General features: G+C 49.2%; 18 protein-coding genes and 2 tRNA genes. 10 read left to right on the plus strand and 10 right to left on the minus strand.

All coding sequences use genetic code 11. The features are described 5' to 3' along the window. The first annotated feature begins 1 nt into the window (after position 1). The 4 genes from QW772_01925 (at position 2) to QW772_01940 (ending at position 3,539) form a co-directional block, all read left to right on the plus strand. Positions 2–730 (plus strand): A24 family peptidase C-terminal domain-containing protein, encoded by a 729-nt coding sequence (locus QW772_01925; GenBank protein MEM0037672.1) that lies wholly within the window; start codon positions 2–4, stop codon positions 728–730. A gap of 142 nt (positions 731–872) precedes the next feature. After that, on the plus strand, positions 873–1,346 hold the full coding sequence (locus QW772_01930; GenBank protein MEM0037673.1) for an HIT domain-containing protein: 474 nt from the start codon (positions 873–875) through the stop codon (positions 1,344–1,346). Between the two features lie 114 nt (positions 1,347–1,460). Continuing rightward, positions 1,461–2,432 carry a carbamate kinase gene (gene arcC / locus QW772_01935; protein MEM0037674.1) on the plus strand — a complete coding sequence of 324 codons (972 nt, stop codon included), beginning with the start codon at positions 1,461–1,463 and terminating at the stop codon, positions 2,430–2,432. A gap of 93 nt (positions 2,433–2,525) precedes the next feature. Continuing rightward, on the plus strand, positions 2,526–3,539 hold the full coding sequence (locus QW772_01940; protein MEM0037675.1) for an MBL fold metallo-hydrolase: 1,014 nt from the start codon (positions 2,526–2,528) through the stop codon (positions 3,537–3,539). 24 nt (positions 3,540–3,563) lie between these two features. On the opposite strand, the gene QW772_01945 is transcribed toward QW772_01940, so the two are convergent. From QW772_01945 to ileS, 4 genes are read right to left on the minus strand one after another with little or no spacing between them, the layout of a single operon-like run. Continuing rightward, positions 3,564–4,562, minus strand: coding sequence for a ribose 1,5-bisphosphate isomerase (locus tag QW772_01945; protein MEM0037676.1), 999 nt, complete (start codon positions 4,560–4,562; stop codon positions 3,564–3,566). Beyond that, complete coding sequence (locus QW772_01950; GenBank protein ID MEM0037677.1) at positions 4,559–5,554, minus strand: hypothetical protein; 996 nt, start codon at positions 5,552–5,554, stop codon at positions 4,559–4,561. Before QW772_01950 ends, QW772_01945 begins: the two co-directional genes overlap by 4 nt. A 34-nt stretch (positions 5,555–5,588) precedes the next feature. Next, a complete protein-coding gene (locus QW772_01955; GenBank protein MEM0037678.1) occupies positions 5,589–6,569 on the minus strand; it encodes a carbohydrate kinase family protein in 981 nt (326 codons plus the stop codon). Continuing rightward, positions 6,557–9,538 (minus strand): isoleucine--tRNA ligase, encoded by a 2,982-nt coding sequence (ileS, locus tag QW772_01960; protein ID MEM0037679.1) that lies wholly within the window; start codon positions 9,536–9,538, stop codon positions 6,557–6,559. Before ileS ends, QW772_01955 begins: the two co-directional genes overlap by 13 nt. 140 nt (positions 9,539–9,678) lie before the next feature. Here ileS and QW772_01965 point away from each other — a divergent pair, with 140 nt between their 5' ends. Continuing rightward, positions 9,679–10,353, plus strand: a complete 675-nt coding sequence (locus QW772_01965) for a phosphoribosyltransferase (protein MEM0037680.1) — start codon at positions 9,679–9,681, stop codon at positions 10,351–10,353. Here the strand turns inward: QW772_01965 and QW772_01970 are convergent. After that, the gene (locus QW772_01970; GenBank protein MEM0037681.1) at positions 10,339–10,803 is read right to left on the minus strand and encodes a hypothetical protein; all 465 of its coding nucleotides are present in this window, start codon (positions 10,801–10,803) and stop codon (positions 10,339–10,341) included. The two genes, QW772_01965 and QW772_01970, sit on opposite strands and share 15 nt — an antisense overlap. Before the next feature lie 206 nt (positions 10,804–11,009). On the opposite strand from QW772_01970, the gene QW772_01975 reads away from it, so the two are divergent. Next, positions 11,010–11,131, plus strand: a tRNA-Tyr gene (locus QW772_01975). Positions 11,132–11,278: 147 nt separating this feature from the next. Here the strand turns inward: QW772_01975 and QW772_01980 are convergent. The 3 genes from QW772_01980 to QW772_01990 all read right to left on the minus strand — a co-directional run bounded on the left by QW772_01980 (position 11,279) and on the right by QW772_01990 (position 13,248). Next, a complete protein-coding gene (locus QW772_01980) occupies positions 11,279–11,911 on the minus strand; it encodes a haloacid dehalogenase (GenBank protein ID MEM0037682.1) in 633 nt (210 codons plus the stop codon). 30 nt (positions 11,912–11,941) lie between these two features. Next, a tRNA-Asn gene (locus QW772_01985) sits at positions 11,942–12,018 on the minus strand. 81 nt (positions 12,019–12,099) lie between these two features. Then, positions 12,100–13,248, minus strand: a complete 1,149-nt coding sequence (locus QW772_01990) for an alanine--glyoxylate aminotransferase family protein (GenBank protein MEM0037683.1) — start codon at positions 13,246–13,248, stop codon at positions 12,100–12,102. Positions 13,249–13,598: 350 nt separating this feature from the next. Between QW772_01990 and QW772_01995 the strand changes: the two genes are divergently transcribed. The 4 genes from QW772_01995 to QW772_02010 all read left to right on the plus strand — a co-directional run bounded on the left by QW772_01995 (position 13,599) and on the right by QW772_02010 (position 15,258). Further along, entirely contained in the window at positions 13,599–13,778 is a 180-nt protein-coding gene (locus QW772_01995; GenBank protein ID MEM0037684.1) for a chromatin protein Cren7, read from the plus strand. A gap of 90 nt (positions 13,779–13,868) precedes the next feature. After that, positions 13,869–14,426 carry a metallophosphoesterase gene (locus tag QW772_02000; GenBank protein ID MEM0037685.1) on the plus strand — a complete coding sequence of 186 codons (558 nt, stop codon included), beginning with the start codon at positions 13,869–13,871 and terminating at the stop codon, positions 14,424–14,426. Between the two features lie 47 nt (positions 14,427–14,473). Further along, positions 14,474–14,773: a hypothetical protein gene (locus QW772_02005; GenBank protein MEM0037686.1), complete on the plus strand. Its 300-nt coding sequence runs from the start codon at positions 14,474–14,476 to the stop codon at positions 14,771–14,773. Positions 14,774–14,799: 26 nt separating this feature from the next. Further along, positions 14,800–15,258: a DUF123 domain-containing protein gene (locus QW772_02010; protein ID MEM0037687.1), complete on the plus strand. Its 459-nt coding sequence runs from the start codon at positions 14,800–14,802 to the stop codon at positions 15,256–15,258. Between the two features lie 32 nt (positions 15,259–15,290). On the opposite strand, the gene QW772_02015 is transcribed toward QW772_02010, so the two are convergent. Next, positions 15,291–15,614, minus strand: coding sequence for a PqqD family protein (locus tag QW772_02015; protein MEM0037688.1), 324 nt, complete (start codon positions 15,612–15,614; stop codon positions 15,291–15,293). Then, on the minus strand, positions 15,604–16,026 hold the full coding sequence (locus tag QW772_02020; GenBank protein ID MEM0037689.1) for an OB-fold nucleic acid binding domain-containing protein: 423 nt from the start codon (positions 16,024–16,026) through the stop codon (positions 15,604–15,606). The genes QW772_02015 and QW772_02020 overlap by 11 nt, the downstream gene beginning before the upstream one ends. Positions 16,027–16,156: the final 130 nt, after the last annotated feature.

Genomic DNA, 16,156 nt, shown 5'->3' on the forward strand with positions numbered 1-16,156 from the left:
GTTGAATTTCGAGGAGTTAGTTCTCGCTCTCTCAACATTGATCACGCTCTCATATGCCTCTATATCTGATCTTAGGTATAGGGAAGTCAAAGAGTATGTGTGGGTTCCGGCGACCGTTATTGCGGTGTCGATTAACTTCCTGTCCGGAAACTATAGACCCCTAGAACTTATGTTAGCATCGATCCCTGCAGTCTTAGTTCTGGTTTTGGCCGTGCTTGACATGATGGGGGGCGCTGACTTCCTAGCCCTGCTACTCGTGACTCTAGCATACCCCACCGTATACCCTAAGCCAGTGACCTACCTGACCCTTATCTACTCCCTAGCAATTCCGGTACTGCTTATGTTAGCAAATCTCATACAGGGTCTGAAAAGGCTGAACAACTACAAGAGCCTAAGATGCGTTAAGGGGGGCAAGCTGTCATTGCTGATTCTCGGAAAGCCTATGAGGATCCGTGACTTCCTGAATTCTAGATTCACTTACCTCCTAACCATACCCTCGGAGTCTGACATCACCTTATTCGAGTGCCGTAAAACCTTCACAATGGACGACGCTCATGAAGAGAGGCTTAAGAGTAACCTCAGGGAACTCGTGGAGAGGGGTCTTCTAAATCCGGACCAGATCATCTGGGTCACGCCAGGATTACCGCAGATAGTCCTCTATTTACTTGGATACGTAGCAGCGCTAATAACGCCGTACGAGGCTATCCTTGGCTTCGTGCGGGGTTTATAAGGTATGCGTTGCTCAGCGACCTGCAGCCCCCTGGATGCAGGGACGCTCCAAGCCAGTTGAGGACGGTGGAACCCCCCTAACCCGGTCTTATAATCCCTCTAAGTCTAAGGTTATTTAGTTAGATGGGTGAGGGCTGTCGGGCTTGAAGATACTCTGGGCTCCTTGGAGAATGAGTTACATAACTAAAGCCTTCTCGGAGGAATGCATATTCTGTAAGGCGGTGGGCGGAAACGACGAGGATAACTACGTCATTCTAAGGTCTAACCATAGCTTGGCAATGCTTAACCTGTTTCCGTACAACACCGCTCACGTGATGATCGCGCCGGTGAGGCATGTAGCGAGGCTCGAACTCCTGACTCAGGATGAGGTGTTGGATATGTTCAGCGTGTTCTCTAAGATCGTTGAAGCCATCGACAGGGAATACAGCCCTCAGGGGTATAACATAGGGGTCAATATGGGGAGGGTTGCCGGCGCTGGAATTGAATCACACGTACACGTACATGTAGTACCTCGGTGGCTGGGGGACACCAATTTCATGCCAGTAGTCTCAGGGACTAAGGTAATGCCTGAGACTCTGAGTACAACCTACTCTAGACTTAAGAGGAGACTTAAGTAGTTCCTTTCGTGCTGTTGCCGACCCTCGAGAAGTAGGGCTTTTCGATTGTAAAAAATATTTAATTATGACGGCAAAAATATTTAGTAGAACCCACCATAGGCTGGTGTCGCAGTGATGCACGCGTCATTCAGGAGTGAGAAGTACGTGTTGATAGCGCTCGGCGGTAATGCCTTCCAGTCTAAAGGTGACAAAGGAACTCCCGAGGATTACTGGAAGAACGCCTATAGAGCGGCTGAGACTGTGGTAAGGATAGTTAAGGAGGGCTATAGAGTAGTCGTCACTCACGGCAATGGCCCTCAAGTAGGTATTATAATGGAGTGGATGGAGAGATCTAAAGACGAGATACCTCCTTTAACCATGGACATAGCCGGAGCGATGTCGCAGGGTTGGTTGGGCTATCTGTTGACTCAGTCTATAAACAACCTCCTCAATAAGGAGGGGATTAAGGACTCGGTTAAAGGGGTAATCTCGATAATCAACCAAGTTGAGGTGAGAAGAGACGATCCAGCTTGGAGCAATCCAACTAAGTACGTCGGTAGCTGGTACACTGAGGAGGAGGCCAGGAGGCTGGCTATTGAGAAAGGGTGGGTCTTCAAGCCTGACCCTAGAGGAGGTTATAGGAGGGTGGTCCCGTCACCGGATCCCTACAATAACGTGGAGGTCAGTGCAATCAAGAAGCTGGTGGATGAGGGGTGGATAGTGGTGGCTTCAGGTGGTGGTGGAATACCTGTTGTAAGGAATGCTGACGGAACTATGCAGGGTGTTGAGGCGGTGATTGATAAAGATCTAGCCGGTGAGGTCCTCGCCACGGCTTTGGGTGTCGGCGCCTTCGTAATCCTAACAGACGTTGATGGAATCTATTTGAACTTCGGCAAGCCTAACCAAAGGAAGCTGGACATGGTCACGGTTTCTGAGTTAGAGAAGTATTACGGTGAGGGTCACTTCGCTCCTGGATCCATGGGACCTAAGGTGTTGGCTGTGCTCAGGTTTGTGAGGAGGGGTGGAAGAAGGGCTGCCATAGGTCACCTCTATAAGGGTTATGATGTAGTCAAGGGCGTTTCAGGCACTACAGTTCTATCGGACTAGTGAATCTGCACCCCACCTTGACCAGGCGTACCTTATAATGATTCCGTTTTTATCTTTGTATTCAGTATTAGTTTTTAGGCGGGGTTTAGGCGGTTGAATGTCGACATCGCAGTTGCAGAGTCGATGCTGAGGATAAACAATCACGGAGGTATAGTGATTGACGGGTCTTTAGTGATTGACGGTCATGAGAGCTCTTGTGAGAGGGTCGTGACGCATATACACAGCGACCATACCGTGAGGTTATCGGATTCGCTACGTCGCAGGCAGAGGCTCATAGGAACGCCGCTTACCCTCGAATGGATTTCAATTATGAACAGCTTTGCGGATCCCACACTTCACAATCCGCTTGACTACGGGCAGAGGTATAGGTTAGGCAAGCTTAGGATCACGCTCAAGAAAGCTGTCCACATACCTGGGACAGCACAGGTCCTGGTAGAGCACGAGGATGGGATTACCATAGGATATACTAGTGACTTCAAGAAAGTAGGTTGGGGAACCGAGGTCCTTCAGCCCGACATACTGATCATGGATGCAGTCTACGGACATCCCTCCTATGTTAGAGAGTTCGATGACTTCATAGAGACCGTGCTGGCGGATTTAGTTAATGAGCTGCTCAGCAGGGGTCCTGTGCATGTGTATGCATACTACGGTAAGGTCCAGGAGGTGATGCAGGTGTTGCGTGAACGTGGGGTTATAGCGCCCTTCATACTCAATCACAAACAGTACACACTAACTAGGACTGCGGAAAGGCATGGGATGCGGTTTGGTGATTATTTCCACATAGACTCGCGAGAGGGGGGTGAGGTACTTAAAGACGGTTGGTACGTGTATTTGACCCACTCAACCAGTTACTCAAAACTTAAAGGCAATGCTAAGGCAAGCCACGTAATGCTCAGTGGCTGGGAGTTCACACGTCCGTATAGAAGGATAGATGACACCAACTTCTTAGTAGCGTTCAGCGACCACTCGGACTTCAGAGGTCTTGTTGAGTATGTTGAAAACTCTAAACCGAAGGTGTTAATAGTAAACAGCGCGAGAAGTTCGCAGGGCAGGGTCTTCGCAGATTACGTAGCTTCGAAACTGGGTATAAAGGCAATCCTGCTTTAGGAAGAGGGCGTCCCCGGTTTACTGTTACTCACTGGATTCCTCTTCCCCCAATATTGAAGGACTTACACCTACCTCCCTTAACTCGGCCCCGTATTCTTCAACCAGTATCAACAGTGCAGCTTGAGGAGGCATTACCCCCTTCTCCGTTATTATTGCATCTATGTACTCCGGCGGGGTTACGTCGAAGACGGGGTTAAGCACCCTAACATTCTTATTATCGTTTAGCCAAGCTTCATCGACTATCTCCCTTGGGTCCCTGACCTCTATAGGCACTAGCTCGCCTAACAACGTGTAGGGGCTGAATTTAAATGTTTCTGTGGCGACGTAGAACCTGACCCTAGCTTCCTTGGCTGCTAGCGCTACTAATGAAGTCCCTATCTTATTAACTACCGCCCCGTTCGCAACCACGGTATCGGCACCGACCACCACCTTATCCACTCTCTTCATGTAGTACCTTACTCCGGAGTCGGGTATCAGTATCACGTCAAGACCCTCATCCGCCAGGATCTTAGCGGTGATGAGTCCTTGAAGGGCAGGTCGCGTCTCCTTAACGTAGACCCTACTGACCCTCCCCATTTTATGGGCAGTGGCTATTAGTGACGTGGCTACAGTGCTGTGGCAGTGCGTCATTATAGTGTCGCCGTTCTCGATTCTTTTGGCGCCTAAGTCGCTTATTATCTTAACGGCTTCATTCGCGTATCTGATGAATTCCTCAGCAGCCGATATAACTATCTCCTTACCTTCCTCAATGGATGTAGGGCGACCTCTTCTAAGCCTGCTCATCACGTACGACACAGCGTTGGGCAGTGAGACCGCGGTTGGCCTGGCACTCCTTAAATAGGAACCTACGTACTCCATGTAACGAAGGAATTCGTTCACATCCGACCCTTTAAAGCATTCTGCTGCGTCCTTCAGCGCGCTTGCCGCGTACTTAGCTATCCTACCGGCTCCCCTTACGGCCATCGTTCTTATACCCTCACGAACCTCCACCACATATTTAGACAACTCGTACTCTCTGGTCACAACCTGCCCACCTCCTCCAACAAATCCCCCAAAGACCTGACTTTAGGAGGCCAGCCGTATGTCATCATTATTAACATGGGTATCGCCTGGGGGGCTAGGACCCCCTTCTCCGTTATTATTGCATCTATGTACTCCGGCGGGGTTACGTCGAAGAGCGGGGTGTCTACAGTAACTCTGCCAGCAAGTTCCGCGATCCTATCTTCAGGTATGATTAGCTCCGGATTCCTCAGAACAGCCTGCTCAACCAGCTCCCCGAATACGGTCTCGAACGAGAACTTGTAGAGTCCTGCCAGGACGAAGAGGCGTGCTCTGGCTTCTTTCGCAGCCAACGCTACAGCCGAGGTTCCAATTTTGCTCACCACCGCTCCGTTAATAGCTATTGCGTCCGCACCGACTAGGACTTTACGAACATACTTCATGACGTACCTGACGGCCGAGTCCACTATGAGCGTCGTGTCGATTCCTAGCTTACTTACCATGCTGGCTGTCGTCTTGCCCTCGCCGACAGGCCTTGACTCGGTTACGTAGACGTTGAAGCTAACCCCCCTCTCAAGAGCTTTTTCAAGGGTCCTCATAACGGTTGTGCTGTAGGAGTGAGTTAATATGGTGTCACCGCTCTCAATTCTTTTAGAGCCTATTTCGGCAATCGCTTCTCTCACCTGATTCAAGCTATTGACCAGTTGATCTACCAGTGTTGGGGTCTCGTCGATAGCTCTCTTTAACCCTCCCTCACTTGCCACGGTTAGGAACTTCTCGAGATACATGCGGATTAGATTCTCTAGGACCTGCGACGAGGGTCTTGAGGCAATTATCAATGGAATGCATTCCCTGAGGAAATCCCTGAACTCCTTGCTGCACTCGCCTGAGGCATTCTTTATTAACTCTAAAGCGTTCAAGGCAGCCTCAGTTGAGCCTAAAATAACACCGTTTCTTAGCCCGATCAGAAGTGCATTAAGTCTATGTCTGATGGGATTGCAAACAAGTTCCTCCATCCCTTCAAACCCCTGCCTTTGGTCTAGAAACGTTTCAGAGGCTAATATGCCTTTCCTCAACACTCACTATCTTAACACATTCCGCGTGAAGATCCTCAAGCTCTTCTTTTGATGGCGCGCCGCGTGGATCCTCTTTAGAAGCCTTTATGGTGGAAGCGCATGAAGCGTAAGTCATCGCCGTAACATCCTCGAACCCGCATAGCTTGTAGGCAGTGAAAACCCCTGTGTACGTATCACCGCAACCAGATGTTGACACTAACTTAAGTCCGAGAGCCTGCGGGTCCACTGAAGCCACATGGGTTAAAGTACCGAGGCTTAAGTCAACTAAGTAGGACCCCCTCACACCTGACTTAATCACTAGTTTAGGTCTGCGTGTGTGCCTTGCTAACTTATCAAGAGCTCCTAAAACGTTATTAGCGCCCGTCATCATCAGGAGCTCCCACTCATTTGGCATGAGGTAATCGACGTGCATCATCACAGGACTTAACTCACGCAACCCGCCAGCGGCGAGCATGCCTGGATCCCAGAAGACCTTCTTAGAGCGGCGTGATGCCTCACCAACTAGAAATCTAGCCACGTTTAATGGTGGGTTCATGACCAACAAACCTTCAAAATCCTCACCAACTGTGGCGAGGGCATTGCTGGCGTGCTCCACCTGAAGGAACTCGTTAGCACCGTAGTAGCTATAAACCGCAGTATCGCCGTCCGGGCTGACGGCCACGAAGGACTGCCCTGAAGGAGTCCTTGAAATCTTGACGACGTGGTTCGTTATAACACCATGTCTCTCTAAGTCGTTGAGTTGAAGGCGTCCTATTTCATCATCTCCCACAGCCCCTAAAAAGGCTACCTTACCAGGACCCAATATCTTAGCTGCGCTGACGGCTGCGTTGCCTCCGGACCCACCTAGAAATGTCTTCAGCCTATTAACACGGGTTTTGGGAGGTGCGAATCTTTCGACGAAGAGCATTACGTCATAGTTCAGCGACCCAACTACCAGTAGCTTCACATCACGCATTTCCTTATCCCGATTCTTATCTTCATTCCCTCAATATCCCACTCGGTGACGCTCATGTCACTACTTATGGTTTCGAAGATGTTTCTAGCCCTGACCTCCCTCGCTATATAATCTTTCATAGCGTTTAACGCCTCCTTAAGTTCCGGCTCTTCAGTCTCAATTCCAACATCTATGAATTCATCCACGACCAGGTTCGCTCTATTACGCATTACCTGAACCCTTCTAATCACCTCTCTTGAGAGGGCCTCGTTAAGCAAGTCCTTATCGAGTTTCCTGGGCATGCACACGAGGAATGAGTCCGTCTTTAAAGTGGAGTACGTGTCGCTCTCGTTACACTCACTTGGTAACTGATCGGTGAGGACTACTTCCTTAGCGTTACTGAGGAACTTCAGGGACTCCTCCAACCCTGACAACCTCCTCAACGTCGCGGATTCCGCGGAGATATACACGACCCTTACAGGCCACCTCAGCTTGAGCTCTAAATTATTTCTCAACGCAGCCGCAGCGCTGAAAACCTCGAAAACCTTGTCAAACCCCTCCTCTAAGTCAGGTCTTATGAACTTCTCGTCGACGCCCTCTAAAACGCTTAGGTGCACGCTCTCCTCAAGAGCAGCGTCATAATATCTGAAGAACCTCTGCCAAAGCACCTCCGCTAGGTGGGGTGTTGCTGGAGCCAACATCTTCAGAGCCCTCCTCAGGACATAGTAGAGGACGGAGTACGCTGTGAACCTGTCAACGCTCTCCTCCTCCCACACCCTCCTTCTTATCAGTCTCAGATACCTGTGGCTTAGATCCTCGACAAAGAAGTCAATGACGTCCCTAACGGCTAGGTGTATGTTGTAACTGCTTAACTCGCTCAAGTAGTTCTTCATCACAGTATTGACCCTGGAGAGAATCCAGAGGTCCTCAGGCCTTGCGTTGGATATCAGCTCCTCCACCTTGTGGGTTTCTGGGTTGAACTTGTCTAGTGACATGTAGGTGTGAGCGAACCTAAACACATTCCAAATTATGTTCATCGATGTGAGAACATTCCTGATTTCATCCTCGTTATATATGAAGGGATCTCCAGGGGGGTACGTGCTGAGAATGTAGAGCCTTAAAACATCAGCACCGTGCTTCCTGAGAGCCTCCTCAGCGTAAACGACGTTTCCCAGATGTTTAGACATCTTACGTCCATACTTGTCAAGAATCAAGCCTTGAATGAGTATGTTCTTGTACGGCGCTCTCCCAGTAAGTATGACTGAAGTTACGAGGAGTGAGTAGAACCAACCCCTGGTTTGATCGACCCCCTCCGTTATGAAATCGTAAGGGAACAGCTTGCTGAACAATTCAGCATTCCTGAAACCGTCGACTCCTGCACCCCACGCTACACCGCTGTCTATCCACACGTCCACTACAAAGGGCTCCCTAACCCATTCACCACACTCCTCCGTTCTGATCTGCACCCTGTCTATCCAGGGTCGGTGCACGAGCTCAAAGTCGTTTAGCCCTTCAGCGTCGACGGCTAAGCCCCTTAACTCGCTCAAACTACCAACAACCAGTACCTTGTTCAGATCGTCCCTGCACCTCCATATCGGAAGCGGCGTCCCCCATATACGGGACCTTGATAGAGTCCAGTCTTTCGCATTAGCCACCCAATTAGTGAACCGGTCCTTCAGCTTAGGTGGGTACATATTGACTTTCTCAAGCTCGTTCATTAACCTCTCCCTCATATCTGTTATCTTGATGAACCACTGCCTATCCGCTCTGTAGATTAATGGGTTGTGGCATCTCCAGCAGTGAGGGTATGCGTGCCTTATAGTGCCTGAGTGGAGAAGTAGCCCCTTGGACTTCAGAACCTCAACCACCTTCTTTGATGCATCATCCACGTGGAGATCGCTAAAGACTCCGCCGTCTTCGTTAAAGACCCCATTGATCCCTACACTACTCGTTATTGGGAGTCCGTTTCTAGATCCTAACTCGAAATCTTCGGGTCCGTGACCAGGTGCTATGTGGACAAGTCCAGTCCCTTCATTCAGAGAGACGAACTCCCCGGTCAGTACCTTATGAGCGTTACTGTGAGCTCTGTGTATCGGAACTTCATCAACTAATGGATGTTCGTACTCCAAACCGGCGAGCCCGCGTCCTACCACCTTCTCGACACACTCGCCCCTCAAGCCAGTCAGCGTGGCCACTTCATCCACTCTAGACTCTGCCACCCACCAGTATTCGTTTCCGACCCTCAGTTTGCAGTACACTCCGTCAGGATTGGCTGCGACAGCCTCGTTGTCAATTAAGGTCCACGGTGTCGTAGTCCATATGAGCAAGTACGTGTTCCCCGCACCCGCAACCTTAAACTTGACTATGATTGAGGGGGAAGTTCTCTCTTCATAACCTAAATCAACTTCAGCGTCGCTAAGCACTGTCTCACATCTGGGGCAGAATGGCAGCACCCTGAAACCTTCATAAAGAAGTCCCTCCTGATACGCCTTCTTAACTAAGCGCCACACATATTCCACGTAGTGCGGTTCCCTGGTTTCATACGCGTTCTCGAGGTCAAGCCATAGGGCTATGTCACGCGTTGCGTATGACTCCCAGAATCTCAGATAGTAGTCGACCAGCTCGTTACACTTCCTTATGAAATCCTCCATAGATATCCTGGTGCCTATCTCCTTCTTATGTTTTATCCCCAACTTCTTCTCGGTCTCGACCTCCACCGGCAACCCCTGCTCATCCCAGCCCCCCTGCGCCCAAACGTTATAGCCTCTGAGCCTCATTAACTTGAGGACGAAGTCCTTGTATATCCTCCCTCTCAGGTGTCCTATATGCGGGACGCCGTTTGCCGTAGGAGGTCCTTCAAGGAAGGAGAAGACAGGTCTTCCGTCACTCCACGATCTCCACTTACTAGGTATGCTGTGGGACTCCCAGAATCTCTTAGCTTCCTTCTCTACTTCACTTAACCTCATACGTCCCAAATCAATACTGGACACCGACATCACCTACATTCTAGATTCTAATAAACTTTACTGTTTTAAGCAGTTCAGCCGGTGGGGAGATTGTGGCGCAGCTTTCGGACGTAAATTAAGTTTTTATTCCTGCTCGTTGTAAAATAATGTTTCGGGGTGCTTTAATGCCTAAGGTTAGGACTAAATTAGTCTCATGGAATGAGGTAGTTGACTGGGCTAGAGACTTGTCAGAAAAGGTTGAGGCCTCAGGCTACAGACCTGACGTGGTGGTCGCGATAGCGAGAGGCGGCTTCGTGCCCGCGAGACTCGTATGTGACTTCTTGTTGGTTGAAAACCTCATATCCCTTCAGTCGCAGCACTGGACTGAAGCCGCTAAGGTTGAGGAGAAGGCCTTGATTAAGTATCCCTACACTTTAGACCTTAACGGCGGTAAAGTCCTCATAGTTGACGACATAGTGGACACGGGGGATTCTGTATTGCTAGCTAAGGAGTTTATTGGCAAGAACTGGAACGTCAGTGATGTGAGGGTGGCGGTACTCCAGTGGATCTCGCCTGTCGCTAAGTTCAAGCCGGATTACTACAGCATGGAGGTCCGTGAGTGGATCTGGTTCCAGTATCCATGGACCAGGCTGGAGGACACCTTTCAATTCCTCAAGAGGTTACTGAATGAGGAGGGTAGATATAAGAAGGTCTGGACCTACGAGGAACTGGTGGAAAAGTTTAGGGAGTGGTATGAGATAGATGTCGGGAGAGAATACTACGGAGACGCTGTTGAATGGCTCATTAAGAGGGGATTGCTCGAAGTTAAGGATGATCATTACATCCTACGCACGGTTTAAAACGGCCGTCTCCTTCAGACGCTCCCTGGCTATGACCTCAGCCTCCGAAAGGACCTTCCTAACCTCATCGGTTTCAGGCGTTGTGAAGCTCTCCCTCGGAGTGTTGATACCAAATTCCAGCAAATCGTTGGACCTATCTATCAGATCGTCAACCACCATAGAAACGTCTGGGATCTCACTCACTTGACTCCTTAGCCTAGTGAGGACCTCCTTAACCACTGAGATATCTCTGACAGAGATGTTTAGGAGTCCCAGGCTTTCCAGCTTAACTATAAGAACCTCTAGGACAGCTTCGATCTGAAGGAGGGTTTTACAGAGGTTCACGTATATACGTATGTTATTCAGTATCTCATTCCTGATCTGGGGCTCGTCCACCTGAGTGAGCCTGCTCTGCAACCTCTCTATATTATCCTGTACCTTAACCCTGTAGAAGAAAACCCTCTTATGCAACTGCTTTAAATCTATTATGAGCCTCCCTATACTACGCACATTGAACTTGACTTCCCTATGTCTACCGCCGAATATAACAGCCCCTCAATAAAGCTGTACTCGCCTTAAGTATTTAAGGCTAGACCCAAATTGCGGTCAAAGTCCCGGGATCTTGGAGTGGGATGAGAAACGTTTTTAACCTCCTTAAAACGTAGTAAATATTGGGTCCCCCGGTAGCTCAGCGGTTAGAGCACCCGGCTGTAGTCAGCCCCGGAGGGTACATTAAGCCTAACAAACCCCTCCGGCAGGGACCGGGGGGTCGGGGGTTCGAATCCCTCCCGGGGGACCACATGACCTCATAGAGTTTGTAGTCATAACTAAGGCGTCTTTTTAGCATGGCTTTCTGAATGTAGTAGTTACAAACGCTTAGAACATGAACATCTATAGATGGATGCAGAGGCTTACTGCTCTCAACTAGTCTTCGACGTGTAGACGTTCAGCATTTCCTAACCAGCTTGTATCTCAGCATCACGTCAGTCACGAAAGATCTCAGGGATTCCGTCACTCCTCTAGCTATGTCAACTTTCCTTCTAACGTTAGGTAGGACGGCGTCCGGGTAATCTAAGTGTTGTAGATGCTCATATATTACCTCCATGACATTGAAGAATTCCTGCGCCTCCTCAAGGCGTTCCTCCGAGAGCAGCTTGAGGACGTACCTCTTTAACTCGCCGACAACTTCCAGTAAGCCGAGTAGGTAGGGGACATGATCCACCTCCAATTCCTCGGGTGTGGCTAGCCTATGGTTCCTGACCAAATGATACAGCACTAGGGCCTCAACGTATTCACTTACGAGGTCAACAACCAAATTGGAGTACTCATAGCACGGGTGCCTCTTCAGAGTTTCACGGAGCTTCCTATAGGACCCCATCAATCTGCTCAGGTTAGCCTCCACCTCCCCCCATCTGTCGGTATGTATGTTCGTCACCACATACCCTGACATCCTCACAACCTCACGTCCAGTCTTTATCAACTCCTCACGCACTAAGTCCCGGCTATTCAGTATTTCCTCAACTCTCGAAAGGTATTGCTTTAGACCTTCCTCAACGTAAGGAACCCACGACTCGGACATTGTATGCCACGCTGCCCGTGTTGATGTGTTTGGCGCCGGGGGGAGGATTTGAACCCCCGACCACCGGGTTAACAGCCCGGCGCTCTACCCGGCTGAGCTACCCCGGCTCCCAATAAACATTGTTGAAGAGGGTTTTAAATCCTTATACCTTCAGGTGATGTTATCCCTTGCTATAAGAATCGTAGAGGTTAGAAGCCGTATTCACTTAACACCTCCTGCGCCGCCCCTACACCGCTACCTAGCTTGACAGGGTATCCTAGCTTCTTAAGACTCCTCTCCAGTGCCGCTATGGTGGATAGCACATCGTTTGCGTTAACCTCACCCATGTGACCAACCCTAAACATCTTCCCAGCTAGCTCGCTTAAACCCCCCGCTATCACTACATTGCGATTCATCATCTCCGAGCTCAGGTCTTGGAGTTTTATGCCTTCAGGTAGCCAGACAGCAGTTACCGTGTCAGATCTGAAGTCTTTCTCCGCTACTATAGAGAGTCCTAACTCCTCTACACCTTGTCTGAAGGATTCCGCCATCACCTTGTGTCTTACGTACCTGTTCTCAAAGCCCTCCGAGCTTATCCTCTTGAGGGACTCGTTCAGCGCATATATCATGTTGACAGGCAGGGTTGAAAAGTAGTTTCTTACGCTCCTCATCATCGCCAACCATTTACGGCCATTGAAGAAGAATAGTTCGTTGGTGCTACTCTCCAACATATCAACAGCTCTCTTACTTAAAGCAACTATCGCCAACCCAGGCGGCACTGCCAGGGCCTTCTGAGAGCCTGTGAAACACACGTCAATACCCCATTCCCTCATGTCGATTTCCATGCCTCCCAAAGAGGCAACCGCATCCACTATGAACAGTTTATCACTGCCCTTCAAAGCCTCACCTATCTCCCTGATGCGGTTAGCAACGCCTAATGAGGTCTCGACGTGCTGCACTGTGACTGCCTTGACGTCCTCCCTCAATACAAGTTCCCTGACCTCACCCCCTCTGAAGCCTTGACCGAGTTTAGACCTAACCTGTATTGAGATCCCGCCTCTAGCTTTTGTTGCCTGAACCAGATACTCTCCAAAGAATCCGCTGACTAGATTAAGTACTCTGTCCCCGGGCTTCACGAAATTATCTATCGCGAACTCCATCGCCGATGTCCCGCTTCCAGGCATAACGATGACCTCCCCGTCAGTGTTCAGCAATCTCTTCAAAATCTCGAGAGACTCCTTCAAAACAGCTTCAACTTCACTTGAGGTATGGGGTCTTGTAACCTTAGCTAAGCTTAGTAAGGTGCTCGGCTCTGAGAACGTGGGCCCGGGTATCATCATGAGGAACCTCTCGTCCACCTTACACACCACACTATTAATTTAATGTCTGAATTAAAATAACTAGAACGCCGAGGATGTACCCGCATCCAATGCTTTATGAGAGCTAGTGCTTGGAGACCAGCCCGCCATGAGTGCGAGGGAACCCTGAGCTATGACTTCTTGATTAGGATTTCAGATGGTTGTTCTTTAATCATGCATGTAAATCTTCATTAGGGTATGTGAGTCAACTAAGATATAATTATGAACTCCTATCTGAAGTAATACATCAAATAATTTGATGTATTACTTTAAAGATCGAGCGAGGTTTAAGTGAAGATTTGAAGTTAAGTTTAAGTAGGGGGAAATTCATAATCTAGTGAGTGATAGCCATGAGCAAGAAGCCCGTGAAGGTCAAGGATTCGACCACAGGGAAGGAGGTAGAGCTGGTTCCTGAGAAGGTCTGGGCGTTAGCGCCGAAAGGTAGGAAGGGGGTTAAGATAGGGCTCTTCAAGAGCCCCGAGACCGGCAAGTACTTCAGGGCTAAAGTTCCTGAAGACTATCCAGCCTAACCACAACTAGCGAAGTGATGAACAAGAGTTAATTTTTGGTTTCTAAACCACTTTTTTTCTTGGTTCTCGACGTATGGAGAGGTGCTTCGAATGGAGGTGCTCGTTTTATCTGACCTGCATGACAGCCTTGAGGCCCTGTCCAGGCTGAAGGATGTAGTGATTAAGAAAGGATACGATTTGGCGGTTCTTCTCGGGGATTTCACATCGCCTTTTACTTTGAAGGGTCTTCTGGAATTACTGCCTAGTGTAATGGGGGTCTTCGGTAACAACGACGGTGATGTAGACCTTCTGAAAACCCTGGCCCCTCGACTCACTGAACAGCCTCTAGAGGAAATTATAGAGGGTTGGAGAGTTATCATGCTTCACGGGTTTAAGAGCCCGCAACTTACTGAAAAGCTTGTTCATTCTCTCTGTATGTCAGGCTATTACGACTTAGTTCTTTACGGACATACACATATACCTAAAGTCGAGGTCTTCAAGACCTGCTTAGCCATCAATCCAGGCACTCTCTCAGGTTATCTGGCTTCCGCAAGAACTTACGGCGTCTTAACCCTGTCGAGTAGCAGTGCTAGCGCGGCGATAGTAGATTTGGACTCGGGTCGGGAGCTGGCTCACTCATCGCTTTGCAAGCAATCCGAAAAACCTTAACGCTTTTAAATTAAGTACTCTACTGAGAACTTATCTGGTGCTTAAGGGTGAACGAGTTTAAGGAGAGGCTTAAGAAGATTCTAGAGGCTATGGTCGGCAAGGTAGTCACACCCGGGGATGTGGTGGCTCTCTCCGGACTGCCAAGATATGAGGTATTGGCGACATTCCATGTTCTGGAGACGCTGGGTATAGCTGAGGTGATCAACGAGAAAGGTAATTACAAGGTCTACAGGCTAACGGAGCTAGGCCTTAAACTGCTCAAAGCGTTGGATGAAGTAAGTAAAGTGTCTATAGAGATAGTTACGTCCTCTGCTCGAGAGCCGGCTGTGGTGGAAGCCGTGACGTAAGACTACCTTAACACGCCGGTGTGCATGTGGGCGGGGTCTACTCATCCTACGCGCTTGTTGTTAGCTGCGACGACGCTATAATCAATGTTAAATCCCTTGGAAGCATTCAAATCACCAAGGGCTACTATATCTATGTGGGTTCTTCAAATATTCGGAAGCCGTATTTGAGAGTGTTAAGGCACTTAATGAGGAGTGTTAAGAAGATTAAGTGGCACGTAGACACTTTAACCACGGTCTGCAACCCGGTCGCAGGTTTAGTGTGTGGAGGAGTTAGTGAGGACCTTCTTTACCGAGCGTTTAGTTCATGGGGGCATGCAACCCCACTTGCGAAAGGTTTTGGCTGCAGCGATTATAGAGACCACTACACACACTTATTCAGCATACGTGGAGTTGCTGGTGAGGGTGTCTATGAAGTTCTGAGGCTTATCGCACGGAAAATGCTTGATTTATGTAGTTGTGTTGAGTTTGTTTTAAGCGACGTATAAAAAGATATTCACGTACGGTGCTGGGTTTAGAGTCAGTCCTCACCGAACTTTATCAATTCAGCATCACTAAGCTGACTTAGGATCAGCACGAGTACTTCCTTCAGCTCGTCTTCAGTTATCTCTTGAGGAGATGACTTCAGATCTTCGAGCACGTGGTTCACTAAGTCGTTAACGCTCTTGCTTCCATCGCATAGTTGCCACACGTAGAATGCGCTCAATGATAATGAGTAAACTTTCTCTTCATTGATTCCAACTATGTAGTTATCCCCCTCAACCCCCAGTTCCACGCCCTGCTTTAAGGGGTGCTTGTTCTTGATTTCCTCGTATGTGATCATTAAGTCCGCCTCACTCTTCATCCTCGCCAAAGCCGGATGATCTCTCCCTCCTGAAGGGCCTCCTCGTCCTCGGGAACCTCCTTCCGGGGGTCCTCCTCTGCTCTGGTCTGTAGCCTTCAGGTGCCTGCGGGTATTTATCCGGTATCTCCTCAGGCTCGGGCAGTCCGCTCTCAGAGCTTGGCGAGATGTTCTCTTCCCCGCCGACGTTAAGTTGCACTACCCCTTTAAACACAGTCGTCCAGGCGTTCTTGACCTCTACAGTGTCTCCCTGCTTCAACTTATCGGCTAGAGACCTTCCCCATAGAGTTAACTTAACTCTCCCGGTCTCATCTCCCACAATCACTTCAGTGATCGTTCTGAGGCCTGATCTAGTGTTTATGGTTCTGGAGGGCTCCACGTTAACTACGCGTGCCACGAGACGAACTCCGTTCATCTCCGGTTTTAGATCCGTTACTTTTAGTCTGGTTTCTCCCATTTTCTTCCTCTCCGATGTTTACGATACGCTTAACGTTACGTTACAACGCTTATAAATTAAGCGGTTTTATCTTGTGCGATGAAAACTA

Source organism: Zestosphaera sp., from assembly GCA_038727705.1.
Lineage (GTDB): Archaea > Thermoproteota > Thermoprotei_A > Sulfolobales > NBVN01 > Zestomicrobium.